Here is a 19,890-nt window from a genome sequence, read left to right as displayed (position 1 = left end):
ACTTTTTTTCTTCTTTCCATAATATTTCCTTTCCTTATATTTCCAAAAACTTAAACTTCTTTCAAAACCTTTCTTTCTATAAAAATAAGTATATCATAATATATTGCAACAGACAAGGAAAATAATTTAAGTAACAGGATAAACAAATTGATTTTTTCATATTTCAGTGTTATACTTAATGTTAGCAGATTATTGTAAAAAATAAATTTAAAATATTATTTAGAGGTGATTAACTATGAAATCAGGCTATGAGATTTTGAACAATCCATTTCTCAACAAAGGAACAGCTTTTACCAAAGAAGAGCGTGAAAAATACGGATTATTAGGACTTTTACCGCCGTATATTCAAACTATAGATGAACAGGCAAAACAGACTTATGGGCAATTTCTGAAAAAAGACAAGTTAATTGAAAAAAGACATTTCTTAATGGAAATTTTTAATACAAACAGAACATTATTTTATTATTTATTTAGCAAACACGTAGTTGAATTTATGCCAATTGTTTATGATCCTGTAATTGCAGAAAGCATAGAAAATTACAGTGAATTATTTGTAAATCCTCAAAATGCGGCTTATTTATCAGTAAAAGAGCCAGAAAACATAGAAACTATTTTAAAAAATGCTGCTGACAACAGAAAAATCCGTTTAATTGTCGTTACTGATGCAGAAGGAATCCTTGGAATTGGTGACTGGGGAACTAACGGAGTTGACATTTCAGTTGGAAAACTGATGGTTTACACTGCCGCCGCTGGAATTGATCCCGCTACTGTCCTGCCAGTTGTAATTGATGCTGGAACAAATAGAAAAGAACTGCTGGAAAATGACTTGTATCTGGGAAATAGATTTGAGAGAGTTCGAGGAGATGAATATTATAACTTTATAGACAAATTTGTAAAAACAGCTGAAAAACTTTTCCCAAATTTATATCTTCACTGGGAAGACTTTGGAAGATTAAATGCGGCAAATATTTTAAATAAATATGAAAATGAAATCGCAACTTTTAACGACGATATACAGGGAACTGGAATTATCACTTTAGCTGGAATCTTAGGCGCATTAAAAATTTCAGGCGAAAAGCTTACTGAGCAAGTTTATATGTGTTTTGGTGCAGGAACTGCTGGAGCTGGAATTGCTAGACGTATTTTTAATGAAATGGTTGCACAGGGTCTTTCTGAAGAAGAAGCAAAAAAGCGGTTTTATCTAGTTGACAGACAAGGCTTATTATTTGAAGACACAGAAGGACTAACTCCAGAACAAACTACTTTTGCAAGAAAACGAAGCGAATTTACAAATGCAAATGAATTAACTACTTTGGAAGACGCTGTAAAAGCTGTAAAACCAACTATACTTGTCGGAACTTCCACAGTGCCAAAGACTTTCACAAAGGAAATCGTTCAGGAAATGGCAAAACACACTGCAAGACCAATAATTTTTCCACTGGACAGACGGAAAAGCTCTCGTTGCAACAGGAATACCATCAGATCCAATAGAGCTTAACGGAATCACCTATGAAATTGGACAAGCAAACAATGCTCTAATCTATCCTGGGTTAGGACTTGGAATTATCGCAACAAAATCAAAGATTGTAAACGACAAAATAATCTCAGCAGCCGCACATTCACTAGGTGGAATCATCGACACAACAAAACCTGGAGCTGCTGTACTTCCTCCAGTATCAAAACTGACAGAATTTTCTGAAACTGTGGCACTGTCAGTTGGACAAAGCGTACTAGATCAAAAATTAAATACAGAACCCATAAGCGATTTAAAAGAAGCAATAAAAAATGCAAAATGGATTCCTGAATACAAGGAGATGATTTTATGAAAATAGCAATGGCTGGAGATCACGCCGGATTTAATTTAAAAAAAGAAATTAAGGAATTGCTGGAGTCACAAGGTTATAGCGATTGCCGAAAAGCATATTAGAAAAGATGTTTAATTAAAGATTTATTTAACAAAAAACGGAAGTTAGGGTGTGTAAAAATTTTTGTGTAAACCTCTAAATAATATATGGTAAAATAACTGTATAATATTTGGAGGTTTTTGTTATGGCTAAAAAGAAAATTGACAACGAAATTTTTAAAATACTGATTGAGGACTACAATATTAAAGATACTAATGATATTAAGGATTTGCTTAAAGATTTGCTTTCGGGTGCTATTCAAACTATGCTTGAAGCTGAAATTGAGAATGAACTGGGGTATGCTAAACATTCTATGAAAGATAAGGCTACCTCTAATGCTAGAAATGGACATTCCAAGAAAACTGTTAGAAGTGAGTATGGCAATCTTGACTTAGATATTCCTAGAGATAGAAATGCTGAGTTTGAGCCTCAGATTATCCCTAAATATCAAAGAGAAATTACTGGCATTGAAGGTCAGATTCTTTCTCTTTATGCTAAAGGAATGAGCAATAGAGATATCGAGGACCATCTCAATAATCTTTATGGAATTAATGTTTCACCATCTATGATCAGTAAAATTACAGATAAAATTATACCTGAAATTAGAGAATGGCAGTCTAGACAGCTTGAGGATGTATACCCAATAGTTTTTATGGACGCTATCCATTACAGTGTAAGAAAAGATGGAGTTGTTGTTAAAAAGGCAGTATATTTAGCTATAGGAATAGATAAGGAAGGAAGAAAGGAGGTTTTAGGATTTTGGATAGGAGAAAATGAGTCAAGCAAGTACTGGCTAAATGTTTTAAATGAATTTAAAAACAGAGGAGTTCAAGATATACTAATTATGTCTGTTGATAATTTAAAAGGGTTCAGCGAAGCAATATCTTCGGTGTTCCCTAAGACAGAAATTCAAAAATGTGTGGTTCATCAAATTAGAAACAGCATAAGATACATATCTTACAAAGATGTAAGGGAATTTACATCAGACTTAAAAGAAATGTACAATGCACCAACATTGGAACAGGCAGAGTTTAAATTAGATGAATTAGAAGAAAAATGGGGTTAAAAAGTACATGGCAGTGATAAATTCCTGGAGAAGTAACTGGAATAAGTTGACAACATACTTTAAATATGATACAAAGATAAGAAAGCTGATATATACGACAAACCCGATAGAAAGCTTAAACAGGCAGTTAAGAAAGTATACGAAGACGAAATCACTTTATTCAACAGATGAAGCATTGATGAAGTCAGTAAGTTTAAAGGAAGCAACAAGGAAATGGGCTGGAAGAATACCAGGCTGGGGAGAAATATATTCTCAGTTAAGTATTTATTTTGAAGGAAGAATTTAAAAACAGGATGATAAAAATACCATCCTGTACCATATATTATATTTTGAGTTTACACAAAATTATGGACACTCTCAATTTTAGTACTTTTTTGGTACTTTTATATTTTATTGATATACTCAAAGGCAGTAATTAAAGTATTAAAATTAATTTTATTAATTATTCCCACTCAATCGTAGCTGCAGGCTTAGAAGAAATATCATAAACAATTCTGTTTATACCATTTACATTATTGATAATTTTATTTGCAACATCTCCTAAAAATTCATAAGGCAATTTAGACCAAGTTGCTGTCATAAAATCAATAGTGTTTACAGAACGGATAGCTGCCACATATTCGTAAGTTCTTTGGTCACCCATAACTCCTACAGTTTTAACAGGTAATAAAGTAACGAATGCTTGATCCACTTTTCCATATAATCCTTCTTCCATCAAAGCATTAATGAAAATGTCGTCAGCTTCTTGTAAAATTCTTACTTTTTCAGGTGTAACTTCTCCAATTACTCTAATTCCAAGTCCTGGTCCCGGGAATGGGTGTCTATTAATAATTGTGTCAGGTAGTCCCAATTCATGTCCAACTTTTCTAACTTCATCTTTAAACAATTCTTTTAGAGGCTCTAATAGTTCAAATTTCAAGTCTTCTGGCAGTCCTCCAACGTTGTGGTGAGATTTTATCGTATGAGAAGGGCCTTTTATTGATTGAGATTCGATAACATCAGGGTAAATTGTACCTTGTGCTAAGAATTTTGCACCTTCTTGACCTTTTAATTTTCTAATTTCTTCATTGAAAACTTCGATAAATTCATGTCCAATAATTTTTCTTTTAGCTTCTGGCTCATCTATGCCTTTTAATTTATTTAAAAATCTATCTTTCGCATCAACAAAAACGATATTTAAATTAAAATGTTCTTTATAATATTCTAAAACTTTTTTACCTTCGTCTTTTCTAAGAAGTCCAGTGTCTACAAACATACAAGTCAATTGTTTTCCAATCGCATTATTAATCAAAACAGCTGCAACTGAAGAATCCACACCACCTGATAACGCAAGTAAAACATGTTCGTCTCCAACGATTTCTTTAATCGCTTTTGTTTTTTCTTCAATGAAACTTGTAATTTTCCAGTTTCTTTCACATTTACAAATATTGAAAACAAAGTTAGCAATAATTTCAGTTCCACATTCAGAATGAACTACTTCTGGGTGGAATTGCAATGCATAAATTCCATTGTTATTTGTAATTGCAGCGATTGAAGAGTCAGTTTGTGCAATTATTTCAAATCCTTCAGGCAATTCAGTAATGTGGTCGTTGTGACTCATCCAGATGCTAGAAGTTTTCTTAATTTCTTTAAATAAAGGATTTTCTCCGTTTATAACTTCTAAAATAGCTTTTCCAAATTCTCTCGAATCAGCTTTTTCAACTTTTCCACCGTTTAAGTGAGTGATTAGTTGCATTCCATAACAGATTCCTAAAATAGGTAATCCTAAATCAAAAATAGCTTTATCAACTGTTGGAGCGTTTTCCTCATAAACTGAAGCAGGTCCTCCAGAAAGAATGATTCCTTTTACAGGTTCAGTTCCATTTTTGATTTTTTCTACATCAATTAATGGGACGATTTCACAGTAAACTTCCATTTCTCTAATTCTTCTTGCAATTAATTGAGTATATTGCGACCCGAAGTCAACAATTAAAATTTTCTCTTTTTTTTCGTTCAATTTTTTCACCTCGTAATATTTTTTATTTTATTTAACAATTTTATAAAATTTTTTATTTATTATCATTATTTTTTATATTTTACCATTATTTTTAAATTTTTTCTATTATTTGAGAAAAAAATATTTATTTTATTTGAAAAAATAAAATAAAAATGGTATAATAACATTGTTAAAATTTAATTAAAAACAAAAGGGGGATACAATGGCTATAAGTTTATTTAGTTGTAGCTATTTTGGGATAGATACATATATTGTGGAAGTGGAAGTCGATTTGTCACGAGGACTTCCTGTGTTTAATATTGTTGGAATGGGGGATCAGGCAATTTCTGAGAGCAAGGAGAGAATTAGAAGCTGCTTTAAAAATATGGAATTTGAGTTTCCAGTCAGAAGAGTTCTTGTGAATTTATCTCCAGCAAATATTAAAAAAAAAGGAAGTCATTTTGATTTAAGTATTTTTTTAGGAATACTTGCAAATATTGGGAAAATTCCAAATATTGAAATTTTTAAAAATTATTTGATTTTGGGAGAAATTTCTTTAAATGGTAAAATAAAATCGGTGACTGGAGCAATAAATGCGGCTATTTTGGCAAAAGAAAAAAATTTTTTAGGAGTGATTGTACCATTTGAAAATTACAACGAAGCTAAACTTATTTCGGGAATTGAAATAGTTCCTGTGCAAAATATACAAGAGGTTTTAGATTTTTTTGAAAAAGAAATAAGTGTGGAAGACTTATGTAAAAATGCGGATGAAAAAAATATTGAGATTTCAAAAAATAAAAATGATGAAATAAAAGAAAAAGATTCTCAGAATGAAGATGAAAAGATAGACTTTTGCGATGTAAAAGGTCAGTTTTTAGCAAAAAGAGCGCTAGAAATTGCCGCCGCTGGAGGACATAATGTATTTTTAATAGGAGATCCTGATTCAGGAAAGTCAATGCTTGCAAAAAGATTTACGACGATACTTCCCGAGATGACAGAAGAAGAAATAATTGAAACTACAAAAATTTACAGCATTTCAGGACTTTTGAGTGAAAAAGATCCGATAATTACGAAAAGACCTTTTCGTGCGCCACATTATTCAGCTACAGAAGTGGCACTTGCGGGAGGTGCAACAAGAGTTGGAGAAATAACTTTGGCATTAAATGGAGTGCTATTTTTAGATGAAGTTGGAGAATTCGAGGGAAAAACACTAGAAACTTTGCGCCAGCCTTTGGAAGATGGGAAAATAGTTATTTCCAGAGCAAATTTTACGATGACGTATCCTGTGAAAAGTATAACAATCACAGCTTCAAATCCTACGCCAAGTGGATATTTTCCTGATAATCCGCTTTGCCACGACAGTCCTTTGGATATAAAAAGATACCAAAAAAAATTTTCAGGACCACTTTTGGATAGAATGGATTTGTATGTAGAAATGCGCCAGTTAAAAAAGGAAGAGCTATTTTGTGAAACTTTATCAGAAAAATCTGAAGTTATTCAAAAAAGAGTAATTAAAGCCAGAGAAATTCAAAAAAAGCGATTTAAATCGAATATGTTAAATTATGCAATGACTAAAAGACAAATAAATAAATATTGTAAAATTGATAAAAAAACTCAGGAAATAATGAAAGAAGCGGTTGATAACTTAAAGTTGTCAGCGAGAATGTTTGACAAATTATTAAAAGTTTCACGAACGATTGCTGATCTTGCGGGAGAAGAAAATATAAAAAAAGAGCATTTATTAGAAGCACTTAATTATCGAAAAAAATAAAAAAATTAAATGACATAAAAACAAAAAAATATAAATAAAAAAGAAAATTAAAAAAAAATAAAAAAGGATAAAAAAATATGAAAATTTATACAAAATATGGAGATAAAGGATTTACAAAATTATATGGTGGAAAAAAAGTTAGTAAAAATAGCAGCCGTGTCGATGCTTATGGAACTGTAGATGAAGTTTGCTCAATGCTTGGAGTGCTTGTTGCAAAAATGCGAAATGTGACTGAGTTGGAAGAAATTTTAAAAGAATGTGAGAAAATACAGCAGCAATTATTTGACTGTGGAAGTGATTTGGCAACACCAGATAAACTTAGAGAGTACAAGCAGGAAAGTGGAGATGTGAAATGGCTGGAAAGTTTGATTGATAAATATATTCCACAAATGCCTAAACTGGAGAGCTTCATAATTCCTGGCGGGAGTGAAATTTCTAGTTTATTTCATTTAATTCGTGCTAATATTAGGAAACTTGAGAGAAAAATAGTAAAACTTTTTGAAGAAAATGAAGATGTGAATGAATATGGAATGCAATATATAAATAGATTATCGGATTATTTTTTTGTAGTTGCGTGTATCTCAAATGTAAAAATGGGTGTCAAAGAAGTTGTCTATAAAAAAAGTTCAAAAGTATTCAAGTAAATTTATAAATTTTTTTCAAAAAATTCAAATTATATTAATTAATTTATTTATTTATTTGTTTATTGAAATCTTTAATTTTCCAAAAAATTTTTGTTTTATTTTTGTTTTTTTAGTATAATTATATAAGGAAAAAATATTGAAAATATGAAAAAATTGGAGTTGAAATGAAAAAACAAAAAATGGATAAATTACAAGATATAAAAAATCTTTTGGAAATTAGAACAAATGAAATTGAAAATTCAATAAATAAAAAATTGGAATCAGAACTTAAAAAATCTGAAAATAAAATTATAAAATTTTTAGAAGAAAAATCATATCAAAGTTTGGAAAACATCGAAACTTATGTGAGTCAATTTCTAGAGAAAGATATGATTCAAAATTTAGAAGATATAAAAGAGAGAAATAAAAAATTTCTGAATACAAATTTTAGTGATTTATTTTTGGAAGTGAAACTTATTATAAAAAATTATTCGGAAGAAGTGAATCAGACTAGTAAAATTTCTTTTTTTGATTCGGAAATCAAGAGAAAAATTGAAGATTTTAAAAGTGAAAAAGATGAAATAGAAAAATTAAAAAAAGAAATCTTTTATAAAAAAATGGATTATAATAACGAAAAGATAAGGGAAAAGTGGGAAATTCAAAAATTTGAAAAATTTAAAATGAAAAAAGAAAGACTGGAAAAAATTAGAAATATTAGAAACGCAGAATTAGAAGATTTGGATAAAAAAACACAAATTGAAATTGAAATAAATTATGAAGAAGAAGTGGAAAATCCAAATAAAAAAAGTGGATTTTTTTCAAAATTGAGCAGTAAAATTTTTGCGAAAAAGGCTGAAAAAGTGGAAGCATTGCAAGAAGATGACGACAAACAGATGCAGAAAGACGAGAGAAAAAGTGATTTTTCTGAGAATATAGAAAATTTGGATATTTTGGATGAGTTTGGTAAAGAAGAGGTTTTGAGAGCGAAGAGACTTGACTCAATTAAAAGAGAAGAAATAGAGTTATTGGAAGAAATGTTGAAAGAAAAAAAAGAGGCTTTAAAAAAGGCGCAGGAAAAGACAAAAGAAGAATATTTAAAAAATATTATAAAAAATGTAAGAAACTATTTTTCATCTCAGAGCAACCAAATAAAAAATGTATTTTTTCGTCAAATGATAAATGAGAAAAAAGTAGAAATTATAAGAAAAACGGAAATAGAATATAAAAATTTACTAAATTAAAAATAAAAAAAATCAATATTAAAAATATTTATAATTTTTAGAAATATTGATTTTTATTTTTTTAAATTTCTGTTTTTATATTTTCAGCTTCTTCCAGCGAAGAAAATCCCTTTTTCAAAACGATATTTTGAATATTTTCAAGCGCTAAATTTTTATTTTGATTTAAATATTCCAAAATAAAATTATAATATAATTTTAGAGTTTTTAAGGAATATGAAGCTAATTCGCCTTTTAAGTATGTTTCAATTGAAGTGTAATTTGGCGTATCATCTTTTGAGTAAAGCGGTCTTGCTTTAGAAGCCAAGTGCGGATATTTTTCTATTATTTCAAGTTCCCATTTTAAATAGATTTTCACAATTTTTTTTATAATTTCTTTTTTTTCTAAAGAAATTTCTGGCAAATATGATTTTATCAGTTCAAATTCTTTTGGAGAGCTAAATTCCATCATTCTGGCATATTTATCCTGAACTAAGTTTTGATTTTTATGTTTTGCCAAAATTAAATCTTCTAAATAACTCTCCAAAATTTCACAAGGAAGTGTTTCCCACTGGCTTCTTCTCATAATTTCAAATTCCGCGGGATTATTTTGACATTCAGCTCTTCCTTCGGTGTGGTGCACTTGCTGGAAAAATTCCCATTCCCTTTTTAAAATTTGTCTTATATAACTTTCTTTTTTTGTAATATTTCTATCCATCTTTTCCTTTCTTAATTAATAATATTAATATTAATACTAATATTACTAACAACAATATTTTTTTTATTTTTCTTTTAATTAATTAATAAATTTAGTTTATTGATTTTATTTAATCTGACGCTGGATGTAAATTGCGAAGTTTTTCATCGCTAATTTTTTGCTGGACAAAAGGCCCGTAGTCTTGTAAAAAATCGCTTGGGATTTGTCTTGGAACTAAACTTTGACGCTTCAGCTCGTTAATTACAGACATGCTTATTTCCTCGATTATTTCTCCTTTTCTATTTAATGCACCTGTCGGAAGTTTTATTAATTCTTCGATTAAAAAATAAATTTTTTCTCCTAAAATTGGAAGTTCTTTCATTTTTTTTGCCATCCATTTGTAAAAAGGCTTGTAGGTTTTGTTTAGTAAAAAAATCATGTGGATTGCTTCAGAAATAAATTCACTTTCAGCAAGTCTAGCTGCAATGATTTCTCCTCTTCGCATACATCGGTAATAGTTATATTGTCCAGATTGTGCCATTTTCATACATCTTGCGGCAATTTTTTTTAGTCTTATGTCTTCTGGAAAATAATTTTTTAATTCATTTCTTATTTTTGAAAACTTTCCTAAATTATCTAAAAAAACTTCTCCATTTGTAGCAGTTGCTAGAAATTTTTCTGGAATTAGTCGCCATTCATATAAATCTTTTGGACAGTCAGCTCGATTTAAAAATTTGTAGTACCAGTCGTCGATATTTAGCACACCTCGCCTGTTGCTTCCAAATTCGCTTTCACAAAAAACTGGAAATCCCATAAATTCTTTTGGAAGTTCATTTAGTCTTTTTTGTAAGTTTAATCCATATTTTTCAAAATCATTGTTGTCCAGCCAAATACAGCAAGATGGACCAAAGTCGTGATCCTTTGAAATTTCATCATCAAAACCAAAGCACTCCGAGCCTTCTCCTGCAAGTCCTGCCGCCATTTTTTCCAATATTTCAGGAAATTCTGATTTTATAATTGGCAAATAAACTTTTTCAAAATATTTTTTGGATAATTCCAAACCTTTTATCTTTTCCATATTTTCTCCTAATTTCATTTTTACCAGCTGATATATTCTGTTTTATCATAAGATTCAGAATTATCTCCAATTTTTTCTTTTGCAATTTGAATATTTTCCAAAATATTTTTATAGTTATTACTGTTTTCGCCAAAAGCATTTCTACAGATTTCCAAACTTTCGTTAAAAAGTTCAAGTGCTTTTTTATATTCACCTTCTTCAAAGTAAAAACTTGCGACATTGTTTAAAATAGCAGCATACAAGTTGTGAGATTTTCCAACTTCAATTTCGATTAAATTTAGCGCTTTTTTTAAATATTTGTTCGCTTTTTCCATATTTTTTATTTTTATGTAAGGTTGCACAAGATTGCTTAATGTTATTGCATATTGAATCGGATTCTCTCCTTTTTCTTCTAAAATCTTTAAACTTTTTTCTTGAAGAGAAATCGCTTTTTCAAATTGTGAAAGTTCCTGATAAAAAAGTGCTAAATTGTTGCAGACACTTGCGTAAACATAGTCATTTTGCAAATTATTTTCTTCGTAAATTCTCATTGCATTTAAATAAATTTCTTCCGTCTGGTCATATTGCTTCATAAATCTGTAAACTTCAGCTAAATTTAAACTGCAAGTCGCATAAGGAACGCTATTTTCCCCATATCGCCCAATAATAAGTTTTTGCGCTTTTAAAAGAGCGTTTTTTGCTTTGTCATACTCGCCGACATATTTTAGAGTTCCCCCAACTTCATTTAAAATTTTTATATTTTCATCACTTTTCTCACCGAAAACTTCTTCAATAAGTGGCGACAATTCTTTTAAAACTTCAACTTCCTTTGTGACATTTCCTTCTTTCATAAGATTATTTCTTAAATTTGTAAGTTCGTTAATTTTTATTTTTTTCTCAAATATATTCATGCTAAAAATTCTCCATTCTTTATATATTTACTAGAATTATAACATATTTTAAAAAAAAAGAAATTAAAAATTTTTTTAATGAAATTTATTAAGAAGTTGCAGGTTTTTAAAAGAGGAAGATAAATTGCTCTTTTCATAAAAAAAATGAAAAAGTAAAATTTTTGTGATATAATTTATTTTGCAAAAAGAAATATTAAATTTGTAGATAAAAAAATAATATTTTTAATAAAAATAAAATTATAAAAGGAGCTGATTTTATGCCAAATAGAAAAGAAAATGAAAAAAGCATGAAAAAATTTTATGACACAATTGCAGATAAATACGACTACATTTTCCCTCTATCATCAATGCAGAAAAAATTTTTAGATGAAGAAGTAAAAGGTAGAAAGATACTTGACGTTGGAGCAGGAACAGGAAAAGTGACAAAATATTTGAATGAAAAAGGTTTACAACTAACTTCAATTGATTTAAACGAAAGGCTTATAAAAAAAGCAGCTGAAAAAGGAATTTTGATTCTAAATGAAAATATGTTAAACATAGATAAATTTCCAAACTTTGACACAATAATAAACATAGGAAATGCATTGCCACATTTAAACAGTAAAAAAGAAATTTATGAATTTTTAGAAAACTCCTACAACCAATTGAATGATGGCGGGAAAATTATAATTCAAATTATTAATTTTGTAAAATTTATAAAGAACAAAGAGAAGAATAAAAATAAAAATAATTTTCTTGGAAATCTTCCGTTGATTGAAAATGAAAAAGTAAAATTTGAGAGAGCCTATTATTTGAATGAAGAAAATAATATTATTTTTAAAACGATTTTAGATAATAAAATAGAAAATGAAGAAATTCTTTTAAATATTGAATACAGTGAATTAAAAAATTATTTTGAAAAAATAGGATTCAAAAATATAAAAATTTATGGTGGATTTGATAAATCAGAATTTAATGCTGAGAATTCAATGCCGTTAATAATGACAGGAGATAAAATAAAATAAATTGTATTTAGAATATTAAAAAAATGTAAGTTAGGAGTAAACTAACAAACGAAGTAAACTATAAGAAAAAATTAAGGGGGATAAAATGGAAGATAGCATTAAAGAAGAAAAATACCGTAAAATAAAGCCATCCGTAGGTTTTTTACAAAAATATAATATAAAAAGTTTTGAAATAAAGTTTGTGAATATGTTTGCACTTGAAAAAAGAATTGTTATGAGTATTGTCATTGGCGATTACGAAAATGCAATTGATGATATTTCAAAATTAAGAAAATTGATTTGTAAAAAAGAGAGAGAAACCAAAATTGAAATAAAGTTTGACGTGGATGAAGAACTGATTTTTAACGATGTAAAAGGATTTATTACCTTTGTTATTGAGTATAAAAAGACAGAAAAAAATAAATATGCTGTGTATTTGACAAATTATGAAATCAAAATTTTTGGAAATATAATTTATTTAGAGCTTTTGTCGCAGGAAGCTGTAAAGAAAATGAAACAAGATGAAATTTTTAAAGCTTTGGAAATGAGAATTTCTAAAGTGTTAAACAGAAATTTAAAAATAGAAATTGTAGATAAAAATTTTGAAAGCAATATAAATGACGGAAATAATGAAAATAATGATAACAAAAAAAATAAAAAACCACTCGTTGGAGAAGTTTTACCCGAAAATATTATAAAAGGTTCTTCACTTGAATATTCATCTGCCTTAAATGGAGAAAGCAGCTTTAAAAAAAGTAAGTTTAAAGGTGAAAAAATAGAAAATGCGCAAAAATTTGAAATTTCAGATTTAAAAAATATAAAAATTGTAAAAAATGATGGAAAAATAATAAAACCTGTTGAAGTTGAAGGGAAAATTTTTAAAATCGATATAAGAGAAACAAAAAATAATTCTTTAATGTATGATTTTTTAATAACCGATTACAATGATTCGATAAATTGTAAAATTTTTTTAAATCCTAAAGATGAAGCACAAATTGCGATACTTAAAGTAAATGATTGGGTAAAGGTAAAAGGATATTACAAAAAAGATGATTTTTATACCGAAGATTACATTGGAGTGCAAGATTTGGAGTCGATTGAAGCAGAAGAAACTAAAAAAGAGGATAATGCACCAAAAAAAAGAGTTGAACTTCATGCTCACACGAATATGAGTGAAATGAGCGGAGTTATGTCAATTAAAGATTATGCAAAAAGAGCAAAAGAATTTGGGCATAGTGCCATCGCGGTAACAGATTTTGGAGTGGTGCATTCATTCCCGTTTGCATTTAAAGAAGCGAATGAAAATTTTAAAATTATTTACGGAGTGGAAGCATATGTTGTAGATGATGAAGCTCAAATGATTACTAATCCGAAAGATTTGGGAATTGAAGAAGAAACATATGTTGTATTCGATATAGAAACTACTGGATTTGATCCGTTTAATGATAAAATAATTGAAATTGGGGCAGTAAAAATGAAAGGGAAGGAAATTATTGACGAATTTTCTGAATTTGTAAATCCTAAAATTCCTATTCCTGAAGAAATTGTAAAACTTACTTCAATTACTGATGAAATGGTAAAAGATGCTCCTGACATCAAAACAATTTTACCAAGATTTTTAGAATTTTGTGGCGATTCCACAGTTGTTGCACATAATGCAAAATTTGATGTGGGATTCATTAAGCAAAAATCAATTGACCAAAATTTAGAGTTTTCCCCAAGTGTAGTTGATACCCTTCCACTTGCAAGGGCACTTCTTACTAATGAAAAAAAATTTGGATTGGCAAATTTGACTAAATATTTTGGAATAATATTAGAATCACACCATAGAGCTATTGACGATGCAAGAGCAACTGCTGAAGTTTTTCAGAAATTTTTTAATATGATTATAACAAAAGGAATTCTGACACTAAAAGATATAAATATGAATCTTCAACCAAATATTCAAAATGCTGAAACATTGAATACGATGATTTTAGTAAAAAATCAAAAAGGATTAAGGGATTTATATGAGTTAATTTCCAAATCGCACATTGACTACTTTGGGATGAGAAAACCGCGAATTCCAAAAACATTATTAAAACAAATGAGAGAAAATTTACTTCTTGCAAGTTCAGCAACTGGGATATATGGAAATAGAGGGGAACTCATAAATCTTTATTTGCGTGGAGAAATAGAAGAAATTGAAGAAAAGGCAAAATTTTATGACTATATAGAAATACAACCACCAATTACATATAATGAACTGGTAGAAAAAAATACGAGTGAAATTGAGAATTTAGAAGTAATAAAAGAAATGAATAAATATTTTTATGATTTGGGGAAAAGATTAGGAAAAATAGTTGTTGCTACAGGAGATGTACATTATTTAGACAAAAGAGAAGCAATTAATAGAAATGTTTTACTTTTAGGAAGTGGAAATTTAAGAAAAACTAAGTTTGTCGATGGTTCAAGATACGAATTTTTTGATAGAGAACTATATTTTAGGACAACTGAAGAAATGCTTGAAGAATTTAAATATTTAGGCGATGAAATTGCAAATGAAATTGTTGTTGAAAATACAAATAAAATTGCTGATATGATTGATGCCGGAATAAGACCGGTTCCTGAAGGATTTTATCCACCAAAGATAAAAGGGGCTGAAGAGTTAGTAAGAAAAATGACTTATGATAAATTAGAGGAGCTTTATGGCGATGATGTTGATCAGGTTTTGAAAGAAAGACTGGAGAAAGAGTTAAATTCGATTATTGGAAATGGCTTTTCTGTACTTTATTTAATTGCGCAGATATTGGTTAAAAAATCGGTAAAAAAAGGATATTTAGTTGGTTCCCGTGGTTCAGTCGGTTCGTCTATTGTCGCCTATCTTATGGGAATTACTGAAGTAAATGGACTTTATCCACACTACAGATGTCCAAATTGCAAGCATACTGAATTTATGAATGAAGAAGGAAATGGAGTTGACTATCCTGATAAGAATTGTCCAAAATGTGGTACAAAATATATAAAAGATGGACATGCAATACCATTTGAAGTGTTTATGGGATTTAACGGAGAAAAAGTGCCAGATATTGACTTAAATTTTTCTGGAGAATATCAAGGGAAAATTCATAAATATACTGAATGGCTATTTAATTCAGATGCTCTTGAAAATATTGAAAATATTGAAGATATTGAAAAAATTATAAATTTTGAAGATTTTGAAAATCCTAAAAATTCTGAATATCCTGAAACTTCTGAAAATGTATTTCGTGCTGGAACAATTTCTACATTAGCAGAAAAAAATGCTTTTGGTTATGTAAAAAAATATTTGGAAGAAAGTGAAAGAACGGAAGAAATAAAAGAGAGAAAAGCTGAAGTTACAAGACTTGCGATGAGATGTGAAGGAGCGAGAAAAACAACTGGACAGCATCCAGGAGGAATGATAGTAGTTCCAAAAGACAAGTCAATTTACGATTTTTGTCCAATACAAAGACCTGCAAATGATATGAAATCTAATTTTAAAACAACGCATTTTGACTATCATGTTATGGACGAGCAACTGGTAAAATTAGATATTTTAGGACACGACGATCCAACTACGCTTAGAATTTTACAGGATTTGACGGGAGTTGACATCTATAAGATACCGCTTGACGATAAAGAAGTCATGAGTCTTTTTAGTGGAACTCAAGCACTTGGAGTGAGTCCAGATGATATAGGTTCTCAAACTGGAACTTCAGGGATTCCAGAGTTTGGGACATCTTTTGTAAAACAAATGTTAGTTGACACAAGACCAAAAACTTTTGCGGAATTGGTAAGAATTTCAGGGCTTTCGCACGGAACAGACGTCTGGCTAAATAATGCGCAGGACTATGTGAGAAGTGGAGTTGCAACATTGAGCCAGATTATAACGGTGAGAGATGACATTATGAATAAGCTTATCGACGACGGACTGGATAAATCTTTAGCATTTAAAATAATGGAATTTGTGAGAAAGGGACGACCTACAAAAGATCCTGATAAATGGAAAGAATATTCAGCATTGATGAAAGAAAAAGGTGTTGAGCAGTGGTACATAGATTCTTGTGAAAAAATAAAATATATGTTTCCAAAGGGACACGCTGTGGCATATGTTATGATGGCGGTGAGAATTGCATATTTTAAAGTTCATTATCCTGTGGAATTTTATGCAGCTTTTTTAAATAGAAAAGTCGGAGATTTTAAAATGACTACGATGTTTTTTGAAAAGAAAAAATCTGGTACAGAAGAAGATTCACCTTCTCTAAAAAAATTGAAAAATTTAAGAAGGGAGCTGGAATCAAATCCAAATTTGAATGCAAAACAAAAGCAGGAATTATTTTTGTATGAGATTTTAATAGAGATGAATTATCGTAACATTGAACTTGCAAAGCCAAATGTTTTGACATCCAACGCAAAGCTTTTCACAATAACAGAAGATAAAAAAATTCAGCTGCCACTTATTGCTGTGGACGGGCTTGGTGAGTCTGTTGCTGAAAAGATTGTATCAGAGCGGGAAAAAGACCCATTTTTGTCACTGGAAGATTTGACGAAGAGAACGAAGTTAAATAAAACTGTATTAAAAATACTGGAAGATTATGAATGTGTGGAAGGAATACAAAAAGAAAATCAAGGAAAATTATTTTAAGATTTTTTCACTAAAACTTAAAATCAATTAAATAAAAAGCTGCATCTTTTATTTAGATGCAGCTTTTTGTTTTATAAATTAATTATTTATTATTATCCACTATTACGAAGTCCTGTTGCCAGTCCGTTTATTGAAATGTGAATGGCTTTTCTTAACTCTCTCGGAATTTCATCTATAGATTCAAATTTTCTTGCTCTTTTTATCAATTCAATCTGCAAGAAGTTCATTGAGTCAAAATATGCCAAACGGTTTCTTAAGCTGCTTGCAAGTTCTGCGTTGTCAGCTAATAAAACATCGTTTTTAGTGATTTTTTTAAGAACATCTATTGTAAGTTCCCATTCTGTTACAATTTCTTTTAAAATTTCCTGTGCAACTTTTTGATCTTTTGCAAGTTTTACATATTCCGCAAAGATTGATACATCTGATTTTGATAAAACCATATCTACGTTTGAGATTGTAGATTTGAAAAATGGCCACTCAGCATACATTTTTTGTAAAACTTCAAGTTTTTTTTCATCATCACTTATCCATTTGGTAAAAGCTGTTCCAACTCCGTACCAACCAGGTAGCATAATTCTAGCTTGCGACCATGAGAATACCCAAGGAATTGCACGAAGACTTTCAAGTGTCTGTTTTTTCTTTCTTGATGATGGTCTAGAACCTATATTTAGACCAGAAATAAAGTTTATCGGAGTTACTTCAAAGAAAAAGTCTGAAAAACCTTCTGTATTATAAACTAAATCTCTGTAAGAATGATAACTTAATTTAGAAATTTCTTCAATAATATTTTCATATTCTTCCCAAGCGGCATCTTCCACTGTCAAAGCACTAGATTCAAGCGCTGCAGAAACTAACGCCTCCAAATTTTTAAATCCTAAATCTGGATTTCCGTATTTTGCTCCTATTACTTCCCCTTGTTCTGTAAGTCTTATCGTTCCATCTGTGCTTCCTTCGGGTTGGGCCAAAATCGCCTCATAACTTGGTCCACCACCACGACCGACAGTTCCACCACGACCATGGAAGAATGAAATTTGTACATCAAATTCATGTCCTACAGCTGTAAGTTCTTTTTGCGCTTTATATAAAGACCAGCTGGAGCTCAAATATCCGCCATCTTTGTTGCTGTCAGAATAACCTAACATAACTTCCTGTTTTCTTCCATTCTTTTCCATCCATTTTTGCACAATTGGAAGGCTAAACCATTTTCTAAGTATATCTGGTGCAGCTTCTAAATCCTCAACTGTTTCAAATAATGGAACTATGTATAAATCACAAAATTCATTTTCTTTGTTTCCTTTAGCAAGGTTCGCTTCTTTTAATAAAATAGCTACTTCTAGCATATCTGACACGCTTGTGGCATGAGAGATAAGATTTTTTTCAATAATTTTTTTCCCAAATCTTTCATGAAGCGATTTCGCTTTTTTAAAAATTGCAAGCTCACTGGAAAGCAATTCACTTTGTGGGATAGTTGGATCACTTAAAATTCTAGGATCGCATTCCAACTCACGAAGTAGAACTTTACATCTAGCTTCTTCTGGCAAACTTAAATAATCTCCTAAAATATTTGCACTTTTTAATAATTCTGCAACACAGACTTCATGGACACTTGAATCCTGTCTTAAATCTATTGTGGCAAGATGAAATCCAAAAATTTCAGTTGCACAGATTAAGTTGTTAAGCGTTCCATGAGTTAAAAATTCACTGTTGTTTCGGATAAGTGATTCAGCGACAATAACTAAATCTTTTGTAAATTCCTTTGAATTCCTGTATGGAACGTCAACTCCATTTTTTCTCTTTGGTGGCAACAAGTTAATATTTTTGTCACACAAGTTATAAGCAGTTGCAATAAGTCTGTCTCTTATTGTTGTAACAGCTCTTCTATAAGGCTCTTTTGTACGGTGAGGAGAAACTTCTCCAGAGGCATCTGCCAGAGCTTGTAAGTCTTCTGTAACATTTGTCATTGTAATAGACATTGACAAATCTCTGTAAATTTTTTCCACTTCTGAGAAATAGTGCTGAAACAATGTAATTGCCTGTGCTTGAGCAGATTTTTCCAATGTGTCAACTGTTACAAAAGGATTTCCATCTCTATCTCCACCAATCCACATTCCCATTGTCAGCGGAATTAAAGATTGCGAATTTTGTACCGAATTTCCCATTTTTTGTGAAATTTCCTGAAATTTATTTATCAAGTTTGGAATTTCGCTAAAAAATGTAATATTATAATAACTTAGAGCATTGCTGATTTCATCTGTAACACGTAATTTGGATTCACGCAACATAGAAGTTTGCCACCAAATTTGAATTTCACGGTTCAATTTGTCAATCCATTCTTTTTCATCAATTTGTTTTAATTTTACATTTTCATATTGATCTAAAACATCAGTTATTTTTTTTGTAATATCCAAAATAGTCTTTCTTTGAACTTGTGTTGGATGTGCTGTTAAAACAGGGACAACTGATACTTTTTCCATTGCTTCAAGTATTTTTTCTTGTGAAATACCTTTAGTTTTTAGATTTTGCAGAGATTTTTCAAGTGTACCGATTTGTAATTTATTGGAAATACGAACTCTTCTTTGCTGATGCGTCTGATATACATCTTCCGCAATATTAGCCAGTGCCGCTGCAATCGAAAAACTTCTAATTACACGTAGAATTTCACTGTCAGTTAAATCAGAGCAAAATAAAGATAAATTTTCCCTAGCCACATGCTTAAGTGTTTTATAGTAATTTTTCGAGGCGGCCGTAAGATTTTCAGTAGTCTGATAAATATGTAGTCCAGCATAATTGAATATAGTTTCTCCTAAAAGGTTAGCTAATAATTCATTATTTGCAAATAAAGCCTCTTGCTGTTCATCGAGCTGTACCGATAAAAGCGGAGTTATTGGCAAATTTTTTAAACTCATAATTTTCACTCTCCTTCATAATTATAGTTATGGTTTCTAATAATTCATTTTATCACATTTAGAATTAAAATACAATTTTAGTTTTTTAGTTGATTAAGTAAAATATTTGATTAATAAATAGTTTTTTTATAAAAA

The 19,890-nt window shown here is 29.9% G+C and carries 10 protein-coding genes and 2 pseudogenes; 7 read left to right on the top strand and 5 right to left on the bottom strand.

Annotated elements, in window-relative coordinates; all coding sequences use genetic code 11:
- Positions 1-235 precede the first annotated feature (235 nt).
- Together BCB68_RS06150 and BCB68_RS06140 are read left to right on the top strand one after the other, a co-directional pair.
- Positions 236-1,826, top strand: a pseudogene (locus BCB68_RS06150) (malolactic enzyme).
- A gap of 223 nt (positions 1,827-2,049) precedes the next feature.
- Positions 2,050-3,256 (top strand): annotated as a pseudogene (locus BCB68_RS06140) (IS256 family transposase).
- A 156-nt stretch (positions 3,257-3,412) separates the two neighbouring features.
- Here BCB68_RS06140 and guaA read toward each other — a convergent pair.
- Positions 3,413-4,966 (bottom strand): glutamine-hydrolyzing GMP synthase, encoded by a 1,554-nt coding sequence (gene guaA, locus BCB68_RS06135; RefSeq protein WP_094079973.1) that lies wholly within the window; start codon positions 4,964-4,966, stop codon positions 3,413-3,415.
- 202 nt (positions 4,967-5,168) lie between these two features.
- Here guaA and BCB68_RS06130 point away from each other — a divergent pair, with 202 nt between their 5' ends.
- The 3 genes from BCB68_RS06130 (at position 5,169) to BCB68_RS06120 (ending at position 8,580) form a co-directional block, all read left to right on the top strand.
- Positions 5,169-6,716, top strand: a complete 1,548-nt coding sequence (locus tag BCB68_RS06130; protein WP_094079972.1) for a YifB family Mg chelatase-like AAA ATPase — start codon at positions 5,169-5,171, stop codon at positions 6,714-6,716.
- Between the two features lie 77 nt (positions 6,717-6,793).
- Positions 6,794-7,360 (top strand): cob(I)yrinic acid a,c-diamide adenosyltransferase, encoded by a 567-nt coding sequence (locus BCB68_RS06125; protein ID WP_094079971.1) that lies wholly within the window; start codon positions 6,794-6,796, stop codon positions 7,358-7,360.
- Between the two features lie 164 nt (positions 7,361-7,524).
- Positions 7,525-8,580, top strand: a complete 1,056-nt coding sequence (locus BCB68_RS06120; RefSeq protein ID WP_094079970.1) for a hypothetical protein — start codon at positions 7,525-7,527, stop codon at positions 8,578-8,580.
- A gap of 61 nt (positions 8,581-8,641) precedes the next feature.
- Here the strand turns inward: BCB68_RS06120 and BCB68_RS06115 are convergent, their stop codons facing one another.
- The 3 genes from BCB68_RS06115 to BCB68_RS06105 all read right to left on the bottom strand — a co-directional run bounded on the left by BCB68_RS06115 (position 8,642) and on the right by BCB68_RS06105 (position 11,221).
- A complete protein-coding gene (locus BCB68_RS06115; RefSeq protein ID WP_094079969.1) occupies positions 8,642-9,274 on the bottom strand; it encodes a DUF4125 family protein in 633 nt (210 codons plus the stop codon).
- A gap of 109 nt (positions 9,275-9,383) precedes the next feature.
- Positions 9,384-10,331, bottom strand: coding sequence for a DUF4037 domain-containing protein (locus BCB68_RS06110; protein ID WP_094079968.1), 948 nt, complete (start codon positions 10,329-10,331; stop codon positions 9,384-9,386).
- Between the two features lie 20 nt (positions 10,332-10,351).
- Entirely contained in the window at positions 10,352-11,221 is an 870-nt protein-coding gene (locus tag BCB68_RS06105; RefSeq protein ID WP_094079967.1) for a tetratricopeptide repeat protein, read from the bottom strand.
- A 257-nt stretch (positions 11,222-11,478) separates the two neighbouring features.
- Here BCB68_RS06105 and BCB68_RS06100 point away from each other — a divergent pair, with 257 nt between their 5' ends.
- The gene (locus BCB68_RS06100; protein ID WP_216639341.1) at positions 11,479-12,225 is read left to right on the top strand and encodes a class I SAM-dependent methyltransferase; all 747 of its coding nucleotides are present in this window, start codon (positions 11,479-11,481) and stop codon (positions 12,223-12,225) included.
- 85 nt (positions 12,226-12,310) lie between these two features.
- On the top strand, positions 12,311-16,849 hold the full coding sequence (locus BCB68_RS06095; protein WP_094079966.1) for a PolC-type DNA polymerase III: 4,539 nt from the start codon (positions 12,311-12,313) through the stop codon (positions 16,847-16,849).
- Between the two features lie 92 nt (positions 16,850-16,941).
- Here BCB68_RS06095 and ppc read toward each other — a convergent pair whose 3' ends face one another.
- Positions 16,942-19,755: a phosphoenolpyruvate carboxylase gene (gene ppc, locus BCB68_RS06090; protein WP_094079965.1), complete on the bottom strand. Its 2,814-nt coding sequence runs from the start codon at positions 19,753-19,755 to the stop codon at positions 16,942-16,944.
- Positions 19,756-19,890 lie beyond the last annotated feature (135 nt).

Origin of the sequence: Leptotrichia sp. oral taxon 498, assembly GCF_002240055.1 — a bacterium.
Lineage (GTDB): Bacteria > Fusobacteriota > Fusobacteriia > Fusobacteriales > Leptotrichiaceae > Leptotrichia > Leptotrichia rugosa.
This window is presented reverse-complemented; position numbering and strand designations above follow the sequence as displayed.

Bases quoted from the DNA above. Each gene is read 5' to 3' on its own strand.
- BCB68_RS06115 (WP_094079969.1), bottom strand. From the start codon at position 9,274: ATGGATAGAAATATTACAAAAAAAGAAAGTTATATAAGACAAATTTTA.
- BCB68_RS06105 (WP_094079967.1), bottom strand. From the start codon at position 11,221: ATGAATATATTTGAGAAAAAAATAAAAATTAACGAACTTACAAATTTA.
- BCB68_RS06110 (WP_094079968.1), bottom strand. From the start codon at position 10,331: ATGGAAAAGATAAAAGGTTTGGAATTATCCAAAAAATATTTTGAAAAA.
- BCB68_RS06125 (WP_094079971.1), top strand. From the start codon at position 6,794: ATGAAAATTTATACAAAATATGGAGATAAAGGATTTACAAAATTATAT.
- BCB68_RS06100 (WP_216639341.1), top strand. From the start codon at position 11,479: ATGCCAAATAGAAAAGAAAATGAAAAAAGCATGAAAAAATTTTATGAC.
- BCB68_RS06130 (WP_094079972.1), top strand. From the start codon at position 5,169: ATGGCTATAAGTTTATTTAGTTGTAGCTATTTTGGGATAGATACATAT.
- BCB68_RS06120 (WP_094079970.1), top strand. From the start codon at position 7,525: ATGAAAAAACAAAAAATGGATAAATTACAAGATATAAAAAATCTTTTG.
- BCB68_RS06095 (WP_094079966.1), top strand. From the start codon at position 12,311: ATGGAAGATAGCATTAAAGAAGAAAAATACCGTAAAATAAAGCCATCC.
- ppc (WP_094079965.1), bottom strand. From the start codon at position 19,755: ATGAGTTTAAAAAATTTGCCAATAACTCCGCTTTTATCGGTACAGCTC.